The sequence below is a fragment of the Ruegeria sp. HKCCSP346 genome (assembly GCF_017872595.1).
Taxonomy (GTDB): Bacteria; Pseudomonadota; Alphaproteobacteria; order Rhodobacterales; family Rhodobacteraceae; genus Ruegeria.
Genome location: NZ_JAEDOT010000007.1, coordinates 1 through 12,961, shown reverse-complemented (window position 1 = coordinate 12,961; position 12,961 = coordinate 1). Strand labels below are relative to the sequence as shown.

Below are 12,961 nucleotides of genomic sequence, written 5' to 3'. Positions count from 1 at the left end.
CTTCATCTGGCTACAAATATCCTCGCCGAAGGCCAAAAAACGCCGCGCAGCGGCATCTCAATCCGGCGCAAGCATATACCCCGCGCCCCGCACAGTCTGCAAATAGCGTGGCTGCTTGGGGTCCTGTTCGATTTTGCGTCGAAGGCGCGTGATTTGCACATCCACCGCGCGCTCCTGCGCCTGACCCTTGTCGCGGCCCAGATCCTCGACCAGCTTGGCGCGGCTGATGGGCTCTCCGGGCTGGGCCGAGAATATCTTCATCAACTGGCTTTCGGTTGCGGTCAGACGGACCGGGGCTTCGCCCTGCCACATCTCACCGCGTTCAATGTCATAGCGGATGGGCCCGAGGTTCAGGATCTTCGCCGTGGTTTCTTCTGCCGGCGTTTCCGGCATCCGGCGCAGGATCGCATTGATCCGCAACAGCAGCTCTTTCGGCTCGAACGGTTTTGCCAGGTAATCATCCGCCCCGGCCTCGAGGCCCGCGATCCGGTGTTCCGTCTCGCCCTTTGCTGTCAGCAGCAGGATCGGTGTCGTATGCGTTTCCCGCAAAGCGCGGGTCAGACTGACACCATCCTCGCCCGGCATCATCACGTCCATGACGATCATGTCGAAATCCAACCCCGACAATACGCGCCGCGCGTGGGCCGCATCCCGTGCCGCAGTAACCAAAAACCCGTTTCGCATCAAAAACTTCTTGAGCAGATCACGAATGCGCTCGTCGTCGTCAACAATCAGCAGATGGGCATCCATATCGCTCATGTGGTCGTATCCCGAAGTTTCGTATAGGCATGACGCATATCAGCATCCATCATTGCTTCAAGCACTTTGCGAAATCCAGCCACGGCTTCGGGACCGGCATCCTTGTAGGCGGCGCGCATTCTTGCCCGCTGAGCATCCGACAACGTGGTTTCCAGCGACTGCCCCTTTTCTGTCAGAAATAGGTGGCGTTCGCGTTTGTCCACTGTACCCACGCGGCTTTCCACCAAACCATCCTCGATCAAGGTTCGCAAAACCCTGTTCAGAGACTGTTTTGTCACGCCAAGGATGGCCAACAAATTGTTGACCGTCGTGCCCGGCGCGCGGTTGATGAAGTGGATTGCCCGGTGGTGGGCGCGGCCATAGGCCATCTCTGCGAGGATGCGATCGGGATCAGCCGTAAAGCCGCGATAGGCGAAGAACATGGCCTCGATCCCCTGCCTCAATTGCTCATCGGTCAAAAACAAAAGGCTCTCGCCCCCATAACGCGGGGCCGGACGGATGTCGGACATATCATGCCTCATTCGTTACTACCGGGGCCGAGTTTATGTCAGCGTTATTGACATTCCAAGAGTAGAGCGGTATCGAATTGCAGTTTTTGCGCAATATTGTGTCCGCACCGGACCTAAATCGCGCAACAATCGAAAACTCAACCCGGTTCAGGAGGTTTCGCATGGCGGGGTATGATGATCGTGATGGCACCATTTGGATGGATGGCAAGCTGGTGCCCTGGCGTGAGGCCAATGTGCACATTCTGACCCACGCAATGCACTATGCGTCATCGGTATTCGAAGGCGAGCGCGCATACAACGGTAAGATCTTCAAAAGCCGCGAACATTCCCAGCGTCTGATCGCCTCGGCCGAAGCGCTGGACATGCCGATGCCTTATTCGGTTGATGAAATCGAAGCTGCGAAGGAAGAAGCGCTGAAAGCCAGCGGTTTGCAGGACGCATATGTGCGGGCGTTGGTCTGGCGTGGCTCGGGCGAGGATATGGGCGTGGCCTCGGCGCGCAATCCGGTGCGCATGGCCATCGCAGTCTGGCCTTGGGGCGCCTATTACGGCGATGCCAAGTTGCAGGGCGCCAAGCTGGACATCGCCGAATGGAAACGCCCCAGCCCGGAAACCATCCCGGTCCATGCCAAGGCGGCGGGTCTTTACATGATTTGCACCATATCCAAGCACAAGGCCGAGGCCAAAGGATGCTCGGACGCATTGTTCATGGACTGGCGCGGTTATGTCGCCGAGGCCACCGGCGCAAACGTGTTTTTCGTCAAGGATGGCGAGGTGCACACCCCGCTGGCAGACTGCTTCCTGAACGGCATCACCCGCCAGACGGTGATCCAGATGTTGAAAGACAAGGGCATCACCGTGCATGAGCGCCGCATCAAGCCCGAAGAAATGGCTGACTTCGAACAGTGCTGGCTGACCGGCACCGCGGCCGAGGTCACGCCTGTCGGACAGATCGGCGAATATACATTCGAGGTCGGCGACCTGACCCGCCAAATCGCCGAACATTACGAGAAACTGGTTCGCTCGTAAGACATTGCCCCCGCTTTGTCGGGGGCTTTTTGTTGCCAAACGTGCAATTTTTTGTGCAAACCGTTCGGCCATCTGGACGGATTGCACAGATTGCGTATCTTCGGCACATGTTGGACCTTCTCAGCGATATTCTCACCCGCCTTTCCCTGCGCGGCACGTTTTACTTTCGCACGTCATTCACTCCGCCCTTCGGAATTCAGGTGCCGGGGTTCGAAAACGTGGCGCGGTTTCATTTTGTGCAGCGTGGTGAGCTGAAGGTTCATGTCTCGACCACGGGCGAAACGCTGCGGTTGAGGCAGGGGGACCTGATCCTGATCCCCCACGGGGCGCCACACGCATTGCTCTGCGCCGAGGTCAAGCCGTTGGACGCATTGCCTCTGGAGCAGGTGCTGGAGCGCGCGGGCTACTCGGGCGAAGGCGTGCTGGTCTATGGCGGTGCTGACGAGGAACGGGATACACAGCTGATCTGCGGTCATTTCTCTTTTTCCGGCCCGGCCGGCCGAAACGGCACCGGGCATATGCTGATCGACCGCCTGCCGCCCTATATCCTGATCGAGAATTATGGCGAAGAGGCCGGATCGTGGATGGAAGCCACCCTGCGCATGATCGGCTCTGAGGTTTCAGGCGCAAAAATCGGTGGCGACCTGATCGCGCTGAAACTGTCCGAGGCCCTGTTCGCACAGGCGATCCGGGCCTATCTGGAGCGTCAAAGCCCGCAGGATTCCGCATTGGCAGGATTTGCTGATCAGCGCATCTCGCGGGCCTTGACCGCGTTCCACCAGGCCCCGGCCAAGGACTGGAGCGTCGCGTCTTTGGCACGTGTGGCGGGTATGTCGCGCACTGCCTTTGCTCAGCGTTTTGCTGAAAAGATGGACACTACGCCGATGCAGTACCTCACGGATTGGCGGATGCAAATCGCGTGCCACGGCCTGACCGAGGCAAGATGGAACGTTGCAGATGCAGCGGCCGAGGTCGGGTATGCCTCCGAGGCGGCTTTCTCACGCGTGTTCAAGAAACAGGTTGGGCTGTCACCGGCTGCGTACCGGGCGATGCATTGATCCCCCAGGTTTTTTGAACGATCTGCATGGTATTAGAGACGATCAGGAATTCAGCGTTCGGCATGGGCGTCCTACCTTCCCTTTATCATTGATTGAGAAAAGGAAGATCTGATGTCCCTGCGTTTCGTTACCCGCTCTGTCCATGCTTACCTCGACTACCCCGTCGCCATTGCCCTCATGACGTTGCCGTTCCTGTTGGGATTGGGCCAATCCAACCCCCTGGCCCTGTGGCTGTCGGTTGTCACCGGTGTTGCTGCGTTTGTTCTGACGGTACTGACGGATCACCACCTTGGGATTTGGCGGGTCCTTCCCTACAAGTTCCATCTGGCCGTAGACTTGATTGTCGGCATCACATTCCTGTTTGCACCCAGCGTCCTGGGGTTCTCAGGACTGGATGCGGTGTTTTATTGGCTGAACGGCGCGGCCGTGGTGCTTGTCATCTCGCTCAGCGCGCCCGAGCAGGAAGTTGCCGCATAAAACCGCTGACCACGGTTGTCCCAGTTTCACCGTAAAGCGCCAAGGTCCGAGCCGCCGGGGTTTTCATCCGGCGGCTCGTTTTTAAAAAAGCGGCCGGGCTTCAAAGGAATGCTCTCACTGTCACAACAGGCCATCCGGCTGCGGCTCGCAGCTGCCTCCGCGTGATCTGTTGTTTCAACTGACCCAGGTTCGCCCCATTCCAGTCACTGATTGAACCCGCACTGACATTGGCACGTTTCACCGAGAAGATAAGGTTTTCAGCCTTTGATGAGCCGCTCGGACGAGTGTGACGTTGCAGGTTTGTCGTGGACCTTCAGCAGCCAATACGGTTGGATTTCGCCATTTCCCTTGATATTGATAACCTCTCGTCTCTCGCAATCTACATATTCGGCTATCTCGTCTCTTACTTCGGGTGAGATTTGAACGCGCCCGGGTTCTCCGGTGCTTTCCATTCTTGAGGCGATGTTGACTGTATCACCCCAAACGTCAAAAAACGGTTTGTCGCCGCCGATTACACCTGCGATTACCGGGCCTTTGTGAATTCCGACCCGCAGGGACACCTTTGGATGCAGTTTGTCTGTCACCTGCTCGACCGTCGCAATCATATCAATCGCCAACGCCGCCATGCGAACAGAATCCGGTTGTCTCTCTTTGACCGAGGGGTCCAAACCACCTGCAACCATGTAACTGTCACCGATGGTTTTGATTTTCTCCAGCTTGTAGCTCAAAACCAGTTCATCGAATGCTGAGAACACGGAGCCCAGCAATTTGACCGTCGCCCTTGCCCCATTGGCGGCTGCGAATTCAGAAAATCCAGACAAATCAGAAAACAGAATTGTGGCGTCATCAATTCTTTCAGCGATTAACCTGTCCGGGTGCGCTTTGATGCGCCTTGCAATGCGCGAAGGCAAAAGAACATTTATCAGCCGCTCGGAAACAGCAAATTCCCTTTCCAAAGCATCTTCGTATCGATCTATTGCGGCATTTGCAGAATAGGAGGTGAAAAAAAGCGCCGAGACGATTCCCAAAATCAACACAATGAAAATAACATCCTGAGGTTGCCTTACAAATCCGTCCCGATATGACTGCGCAATAATATCCCAAATCGTTTCGCCGGGCGGTATATGCAAAGGAACGACAAGCGATATGTAAATAAACAAAGCTGCGCTGAGGATCGTTATCAAAGTGATCCAGCGCCAATATGCGGCCCCCAGAAAATAAAAAAGCAAGGGCGGGCCAACAAGCAAGACCAGATGATCTTCACCGTTTTTGCCGACACTGATGTCATGGGCCAGAAACAGGAATAACCACACTGTAAAATAAGCGACTTTGACCTCAAGGCCGAAGCGATCCAACGTCATCGTCAAAAGTGCCGCGAAGCCAAGACCAAAGTTTACCCATGCGAGATATCTCCAGTCTGGTCCAAGTTGGAACTGGTAGAAAGCTGTGAAGCCGAACCCAAGCGACGCAATAAAGGCTGCAACGTTAACAACTTGCATTTTTCGTCTTATTTTTCCATCGTCGATCGGATTTTCAGAGTCCACAATGTGTTTCAGCAAAGCATCGCCCCCGCGCCAGCTCTAAGCAAAATATCCCTCAAATCCCTTTCTTAGTCGATAAGCCCCAGGTTGTTTGTTCAGAAGTCAATTTCGCGTCGCGACGCCAACACAGCCTGAACCGCTTTTGGCCTCGCGCCCGCAAACGGGTGCCGTACTGCCCTGAAAATCGGCCGTTGGATCAAGTTGGCAACAACAATTCAGGTGGTGCTGTTTTCAGGGCCTCCAGTTTGCTCTGAATGATATTCGGCGATTTCTGTTCCAGATAGTAAGCAATGGTTTCCACGCGAATTCGGACAGAGCCGGCAGGTTTCGTCTCATCGAGATCCTGAAACACAAAGAAAAGCGTTCCAAGCGCTTCGGTAATTTCCTGGACTGGTGAATAAGTCGGCTGGTCCATTCCGCATTCATAGCTTGAAAACCGGATTGAACAGGTTATCCACGGCATAATAGATCCATAGCGTGCAGCCCAAAGAAGTTCGTTGGTGTTTGCACTGTGAGACGTTTTCCAAATATCCGAAATGTCAAAAGGGCTTTGAATTCGGCCAGCTTTGATCAGATCGCCGTATAACCAATCCAGTATCTCTGCGTCCAATGGCAGGTACTGACCCCAGAGGATCGGATAACCAAAGGCCTGCAACTCACTTTCAATGGCGTGGCCAATTCCGGTGTCCATGTGGTAGGGGCGGCCCAAGGCTAGGATGCAAGGCCGATGTTGCGTGGCGCACTCGGACAGTACCGCCAGACTTTGCCGCCGCAGACTCTGATCAAACTCTTGAAGGGCGTCATAAGCTTTGGCAACCGCAGCGCGCAGTTCAGCCAAGCGCAAGTCGGTGATTACGCCCTTCAGGGCATCGTACAGCTGCCGGGTCGCAATTTGTGGGTCTGCCAAGGATACGGCGGGCGAAAGATAATGTACGCCCACTTCCTTGAACACGTCCTTTTCCCGCCGAAATCCGGCTCGTGTACTTTCGGGGCCGGCAATAACGCGCGGGCAGGCCATGTTTTCCCGGACATGACCCCGCAAAAAGGATGGGACAGTCAGGATTATGGGAACGAACAGGATATCAATAGGGCGCTTTTGCCCGTCCAGCAATTCACCATAATGGCCGGACATGCACTTGACGGGGTAACAGCAATCAACAGCACCACGCCCTTTTCCGAATTTCAGCTGCTGTGCTTCCGATGTGTCCGACGAATAAACGATATTGCGGCGATTGATTCCCAGTTCAACAAACAATGTCGTCCAAAACCTGTGCGTCGACCACTGGTTCAGGACCCGAGGGATGCCGATCCGAAAATCCCGCTTGGGTGGTTTGGACTTAGCGAAAGGCGCCTTCGCGAACGCTTTCTGCAATATTTGGATTGGCATTCGCTTCCTCGTCGATTTGCTTTTTTCGCGCTTTCATCTCGGCTGCGTCTTCAATCAACCCTTTCGAGCAAGAATTGCCGGTAATCACCCGCTCCCACCCTTCCGCCAGAGGGACCTTGCTGTTTGCCCGGCCACGGCCGCCGGGGATCTGAACATCCACAAAGGCCCGGCTACAGTTCATCGCACACCACTTGCAGGTGGTTTTGCTGTTGGTTGTACTGACATATTCCAACTCTTCGATGCGGTCGTGCCCGACGAAGCGGGACGTTTGCCCGGTGTTCACATGTTCGAGCGCCAGAAGGGCGGCGCCCAAAGCGCCAGCCTCGCCAGCATGAGGGTGCACGGTAATTTCCGCGTCAGGAATTTTACCCCTGATGAAATCGATCTGGGCTTTGACGACGGCCAGGTTTCGATGTGTTCCACCTTGCAGGACAAACTTCCTGCCGATGGCCTTGAGGTTCTGAAACTGCCCGGCATAGACCCAAACATTCAGGGGCAGGACCGCAGCAAGGCTTGCCATGATTTCTTCTGCCGCCCACCCTTTGCGTTGCTGGTTCACGATGTCGGACTGAAGGAACACGCCGCACCCCATCATCAGTTTCGGCATCCGCTTGGCGCTGAAGGCTTTTTCGGCGTAATCCTCAAGCCGGACATCATAGCGTTCGGCAACGCCTTGAAGAAACGCCCCATTGCCGGAAGAACATTGGGAATTGAGCCGAAAATCGACGACCGCTTTCTGCCGCAACAGCATGATTTTGACATCGGTCCCACCGACGTCGCATATCGCGTCTGCGTCGGGATGTATGTGCATGGCTGCAGCCGCATGTGCGACCGTCTCAACCACTGGCACGTCCGCCCCCAAAATATCCTTCAGCAGATCTTTCCCGTACCCCGTCAGGCCAAGAGCGCCGATATCCTCGATCCCTGCATCGCGCAACTTGCGGAAAACGGACTTGGCGTCTTCGATCGGGTTTCCCTGACTATGCTGATAAACCGAAGCCTTAATTTCAGCGTCGCAGTCCAACGCCACCGCCTTGACCGTAGTGCTGCCGAAATCGCACCCGACATAATATGTCTCGGCCACAACGGGCTGGGGCATCTGGATCACTGGTTGCGTAAAATCCTCCAGGAACCGGGCGAGTTCACCGTTCCGGGCCAAGGCCTCTTGCCCGGTCTTGGCCTTTTCACCGTGTTGGCCTGTTTCCACCCACCATTTCAGGCCATCCGTGCCGGAATAGGCCCGGGATACATTTTGTTCCCGACGAGATATCTCGACGCAACCAAGGCTTGCATAGTACAAGGCATCGCCGGGAACCAGGATTGCATCGGTGACGTTCTGTCCTGCTTCCAATACGACATTGCGCTCGTCCCAGAGCGCGGCCAAATGGCTTGCCCATGCCTGCTGAAGACCTTGAAAGAACATGTTCGGCCCACCCAGCAAAAGCACTGATGGTGTGGGGGTGTTGCCTTTTGTCAAAGTCGCCAGGTTCTGCCGAACGACTGCGTCAAACAAGCTTGCGATGATTTCGGTCTTGGGAACTCCGGCCTTGACCAGACTGTTTGCGTCCGTCTCTGCAAAGATCCCACATTTGGCGCTGATCCGATGAAGGGTTTGTCCATCGAATGGCAGAGTGGTCAGCTCGTCCGGGGAGATGTTCAGTTTTCGTGCGGACTTTTCGATAAAGGTGCCCGTACCGCCGCTGCACGCTGATTGCATATAGACCTGCTTGGCCTTGCCTGCGGTAGTTGGTGTGAAGAACAACGTCTTCATGTCTTCACCGCCAATTTCAGACACGAAATGCACATCCGGATGCAACGCTTCGACGGCGGCGGCGACGGCGACAACCTCCTGGATTTGCCGCGCGTTCACATGATCTGCCAGTGTCCCTGCCCCGGATCCTGTAAACGTGACGACATCGCGACCGGCGGTCAGGCCGGCCTCCAGCTCCATCTGCGACAGCAGTTCAAGGGTTTTCTCGGCCTGGCGTGTTTTGTGACGACCATAGGCTTTCCAGATGACTTCGCCATCTTCCACCACGACGCCTTTTACAGTTGTCGATCCAATATCTACCCCAGCGAATTTCACAACGTGGTATTTCCCAGCTCAAGCACGACATTGGATGCCGTACCCACGGCGCCGCGATGGGGAACTTTCCAAAATGGCGTGTTGACCTTGGGATGCTCTTTGGCGCGCTTTCTGGCCTCGTCCGCAGTCAACCCGGCGGCGGCAAGAGCAGATTCAAATTCCTCCTGCGCGCGGATCTTGGCGTCTGCCAGCACCATCTGGCACCGCGACAAAGCGTGTACGTCGCTGTCCCCTTTTACCTCGATTGGGGCATAGAGCATGTCCGGATACCGGCCCTGTACGGCCGCCATTGCGCCGATGCTCATTGTGTTGGGAAGGCAGCCATAGGGCGACAGCTCGCAAATCATATGTGCTTTTCGCTGGGTATGCGCCCAGATCGCCTTGGCGATCAGCAAATCACCCTCACCCCCGTTGATCATGTTGTCAAAAAAAGGAGCCGCCAATTTGCCCAGCTTGTCCTGATCGGGCATCGGACGCGGAACACTCCCCAGCATCCGGCGCATCTGATCGTATTTGAACCTGAAAAAGCGCTGCCCAAGTTTCAACAGAACATAATTCTGACGCGCTTTTTCTTTTATCCCGAAACCCAGCTCCAGCTTTTGTCCGCCATACCGCATCAGGTAGTCGAACCATACGACCATCGGCGCCGGCTGAACTTCGGCGCCTTCGCCTTCAAGCCAGTTATGCATATTGTAGTTTTGCACCCCTTCGGCGGTGGCCAGATAGAACTCGCCGGTAATCTTGACCATCGGCTTGACCCTCAAGCGATCAAGCTGGATGTCTTCAAAATGGCCGCGCGCACGCCTCATGGCCTTCAGAAAGCGTCTGGTCGTCGCATGCCACAGGACTGATCCCCATTTCGGCATGTGTTTCGGCCTGCTCAACATGACGTCGTATATCTCGGAAACCGCCTTCTGAGCCGCCCGGTTGGTCGCTCCTTGCTCTAGCTCATAGGGTCGCAGCTGGTATTCCAGATCCTGAATGGCATCCGCAGCCATCATGCCCAAGGCCGTGCTCAGCAGCAGGTGAATGTCAGTCTGCAAACCGGCGTCTTTGCCTTTCGACTGATCGATTTCATGCTGCTGAACCAGGAACATCCTGAACGCCTCGAGCCCCAGGTTCTTCAGCGCAAGCTCATAGCTTTGGTGATATTGACCGAAACGGCAGGCTCCGCAGGCCCCGGCGGTCACATAAACATATTTTTCGGCCACTTCGTCAGCCCCGATGGCCTCGGCTTCGTTTCTGAGGAAACTCGACAAGTTGCCCGTCGTGAAAGCTGTGGGGCAGCACTGTCCGACATCCGCCAGTTCACGTCCCAGGTACAAGTCTTCAACTGTCACATCAGGCAGGCGCTGCGCATTGTAGCCCGCGCTTTTGAACAGGCCTTCCAGCAGTTTTTCGGCGCGCCACGTAACCCCACCAAACAACAGGGTGACATCCTTGCGCTGATCCGCAGTAAAAGGACGAGGTTCGTAAGCCCTATAAGACTCTTCCAAAATACGACTCATAAAAATACCCCCCAACCAACATAACATGTATTTACAATGCACAATATATTATTCAGAGATCGCCTCAGGTATTGGGAGTCCGTGTGAAACAGGACCATCGGAAATTCAGGTTGTCATGGACGCCGGTCAGGCACTCTCAGCCTGGAAATCCATCAAATACCCAGGAATTTTTTTGCATTTCCTTCAAAGAAGTTAGGTGCACAAGGACTGATCTGTGGATCGCTGAAGAACTTGTCAAATTCGATCAGGTATTCACGGGTTCTGCCGACCATCAGGGGCATCGCCCAATCCGTTCCAAAACACACTTTGTCCCGGAAATGGTGCGGTGCGTTCTTGGTTCTCTTGGCCACTAGTACTGATTTCAATCGCTGAAATATCTTTGGCTTGAGCTTTGAATCCAGAATTCCCAAAAAATGACCCAAGCCAAGATAGACATTGTCGAATTCCTCAACCAAGCGAATAGCACGATAGGCAAATGTTTGGTCAAAATTGTTGGTTGCTGCCCATCCCATCCAATCTACTTCTTTTGCGCCACCACCATGAGCCAGGAACAACCAAAGGTCCTGGGCATTGTGGGTCTCCATCGCGTGCTTCCACAACTCTGGATCGGAATAGACGCCGTAACCTTTCTCCACCTCAAACCCCATCGGGCTGCAATGGGCAAACAAACGCAGGTTGTGGCTGGAGAAATGGCGAATGATGTCACCCATCTTGGCCTGTGCCATCGGGTAGGGCGCAGGGTTCTGCGCTTTTTCTTTGTACTTGTCCAGACTTCGCCCAGGGGCGACCGGGGTCTGGTAGCCGCGCATATCGATCGGCCGGATCCCCAAGGGCGGATAGATTTTGTATCCCGTTATCCCTAGTGCAACGCCTGAATCGACAATCTGTTTCCAGTTCCCGCCTCGAAACGGGTCAACTGCCCCAAAATTGATCAATTCATTCGGGTTCTCAGCTGCGAGTGACTGCATCCGGTCCATTTGTTCGGTGAAGTCAAAATACGGCGGTAGGAATCCGGGCATCCAAAATTCCTTGAGCTTGTCGAAGGCACGGCGCATATCCAGCAGGATACCCACGAAAAGGCTGGCTTCCGGGTCGCTCGGCTGACCATCCTTCTTGAAATCCCTCTTGAGCGCTTTGAACCGGTTTCGCTCGGACAAGGTCATGATGACAAAGAATTCAAGAAACTGAAAGATAATGCCGATTTGACCGATTGGAATGCGGACGGCACGAAAGCCGGCATCAGATCCAGGTTTGTACAACTCACCCGGCTGCATGTGTTCAGCTTCATGAAAGAAATCTCTTTCTGCCGCTTTTTGACCAGCGGTCCTGAAGGCCTCGGCCAGAAAACGGTCCAGCAAATCAGGGTCCGTGCCACTGTCTCCAAAGACGGACCTTTCAGAAATTCTGTCGCCGCCCACAAGCTGAACACCTATTGGGAGGTCACCCGCCCTTGAATAGTTGATATCACGGTCAATATCGTTCAGGGCTCGGATCAGCTCCTCTGTGTCCTTCCAATCTTGGTGGCTGGGGTTGGGTGTCGATTGATACTCTCTGATCTTCTCGCGAACTGGATGTGCAATGGCCCGCATAAGCCGGTCCACATCGTGATCGAGCAACGCGTCGATCAAATCGTCCTGGTCAGGTTCTTCCGTCGCGAGTTTGCTGAAGTCACTCATGCGGGTCAAACGAACCGCCAGAAAGGCCAACGCAAGCGAAAACCAATACAGTGAAGTGAACGAGTAGAAGATACTGTGCAACGGTAAATATCGCGCCGTGAACAGGTGGGTGTGCATGTCAATAAAGGTGTTTTTGTCAGTCATATTTTTGGCTCCACGAAATAAAATTCAGCCGGGAATTTTCTGTTTTCGTATGACTTTGCTGTCAGAAACCGGAAATGGCTTTTGGCCTTAATCTGCTGAGTTTAAGGTTTTTCGAAAATTTTTGCAATTTTCAGCCCCGGCAACCCGCTTCACCAAATCCAAGTTGAGCAGGGCATTTTGCGGTCAGTCCATGTGAGGTGTTGGCAGAGTTCTCAACACCTTTACCGCATCCGGCCATCGCCGATTGGTCCGCTATCGCATGGGAGATGTAGAAGCGTTCGAGATCGCGCGTCTTCAGGAGGTGGTTGCAAATGACTGGTAACTGGAAACCCATCGAATTTGCGGGCATTGCTGCACTGGCCCGGATCAATCTGCAAACTCTACTGGCCGAATGGTTGCCAGATGGCCGGATCATCGGGAGCGAATGGGTGGCGCCGAATCCCACCCGCGCAGATCGGTCGCGGGGTTCGTTTCGGATCAATCTCGACAGCGGACTGTGGGCAGACTTCGCGACGGGTGAAAAAGGCGGGGATGCCATCAGCCTTTTTGCCTATCTGAACGAGGTGCAGCAAGGTAGACCACACGTGCGCTGGCTCGGCGCCTAGCCTTTGTTGCACATTCACCACAGGACGACTCCGCTCCTGTTGCTTCCACAGTGCTTCCAGCGGTATCGGCACAAATAGAAACACCGCCTTGGGGCGGCGGGTAAAAAGCTGTAATCAAGTGATTTATTTTGGTTGCGGGAGTAGGATTTGAACCTACGACCTTCAGGTTATGAGCCTGACGAG

The 12,961-nt window shown here is 54.8% G+C and carries 11 protein-coding genes; 4 read left to right on the top strand and 7 right to left on the bottom strand.

Annotated features, from left to right (window positions below):
- Positions 1 to 57: 57 nt before the first annotated feature.
- Together I9185_RS16475 and I9185_RS16470 are read right to left on the bottom strand one after the other, a co-directional pair.
- Entirely contained in the window at positions 58 to 759 is a 702-nt protein-coding gene (locus I9185_RS16475) for a response regulator (RefSeq protein ID WP_210093596.1), read from the bottom strand.
- Complete coding sequence (locus I9185_RS16470) at positions 756 to 1,268, bottom strand: MarR family winged helix-turn-helix transcriptional regulator (RefSeq protein WP_152459690.1); 513 nt, start codon at positions 1,266 to 1,268, stop codon at positions 756 to 758. Before I9185_RS16470 ends, I9185_RS16475 begins: the two co-directional genes overlap by 4 nt.
- A gap of 161 nt (positions 1,269 to 1,429) precedes the next feature.
- On the opposite strand from I9185_RS16470, the gene I9185_RS16465 reads away from it, so the two are divergent.
- From I9185_RS16465 to I9185_RS16455, 3 genes are all read left to right on the top strand, one after another.
- A complete protein-coding gene (locus I9185_RS16465; RefSeq protein ID WP_210093595.1) occupies positions 1,430 to 2,296 on the top strand; it encodes a branched-chain amino acid aminotransferase in 867 nt (288 codons plus the stop codon).
- A 107-nt stretch (positions 2,297 to 2,403) separates the two neighbouring features.
- Positions 2,404 to 3,354: an AraC family transcriptional regulator gene (locus tag I9185_RS16460; RefSeq protein ID WP_171724774.1), complete on the top strand. Its 951-nt coding sequence runs from the start codon at positions 2,404 to 2,406 to the stop codon at positions 3,352 to 3,354.
- Between the two features lie 111 nt (positions 3,355 to 3,465).
- Complete coding sequence (locus I9185_RS16455) at positions 3,466 to 3,831, top strand: hypothetical protein (RefSeq protein ID WP_152459687.1); 366 nt, start codon at positions 3,466 to 3,468, stop codon at positions 3,829 to 3,831.
- A gap of 257 nt (positions 3,832 to 4,088) precedes the next feature.
- Here the strand turns inward: I9185_RS16455 and I9185_RS16450 are convergent, their stop codons facing one another.
- The 5 genes from I9185_RS16450 to I9185_RS16430 all read right to left on the bottom strand — a co-directional run bounded on the left by I9185_RS16450 (position 4,089) and on the right by I9185_RS16430 (position 12,173).
- Positions 4,089 to 5,390: an adenylate/guanylate cyclase domain-containing protein gene (locus I9185_RS16450; protein ID WP_171638420.1), complete on the bottom strand. Its 1,302-nt coding sequence runs from the start codon at positions 5,388 to 5,390 to the stop codon at positions 4,089 to 4,091.
- A 178-nt stretch (positions 5,391 to 5,568) separates the two neighbouring features.
- The gene (locus I9185_RS16445) at positions 5,569 to 6,759 is read right to left on the bottom strand and encodes an acyl-CoA dehydratase activase-related protein (RefSeq protein ID WP_171638418.1); all 1,191 of its coding nucleotides are present in this window, start codon (positions 6,757 to 6,759) and stop codon (positions 5,569 to 5,571) included.
- A complete protein-coding gene (locus I9185_RS20620) occupies positions 6,710 to 8,845 on the bottom strand; it encodes a BadF/BadG/BcrA/BcrD ATPase family protein (protein WP_210093594.1) in 2,136 nt (711 codons plus the stop codon). The genes I9185_RS16445 and I9185_RS20620 overlap by 50 nt, the downstream gene beginning before the upstream one ends.
- Positions 8,842 to 10,353, bottom strand: a complete 1,512-nt coding sequence (locus I9185_RS16435; protein ID WP_210093593.1) for a hypothetical protein — start codon at positions 10,351 to 10,353, stop codon at positions 8,842 to 8,844. Before I9185_RS16435 ends, I9185_RS20620 begins: the two co-directional genes overlap by 4 nt.
- Before the next feature lie 152 nt (positions 10,354 to 10,505).
- On the bottom strand, positions 10,506 to 12,173 hold the full coding sequence (locus I9185_RS16430) for a hypothetical protein (protein ID WP_210093592.1): 1,668 nt from the start codon (positions 12,171 to 12,173) through the stop codon (positions 10,506 to 10,508).
- A 311-nt stretch (positions 12,174 to 12,484) separates the two neighbouring features.
- On the opposite strand from I9185_RS16430, the gene I9185_RS16425 reads away from it, so the two are divergent.
- Positions 12,485 to 12,778, top strand: coding sequence for a hypothetical protein (locus tag I9185_RS16425; RefSeq protein WP_171724779.1), 294 nt, complete (start codon positions 12,485 to 12,487; stop codon positions 12,776 to 12,778).
- The last annotated feature ends 183 nt before the right edge of the window (positions 12,779 to 12,961 follow it).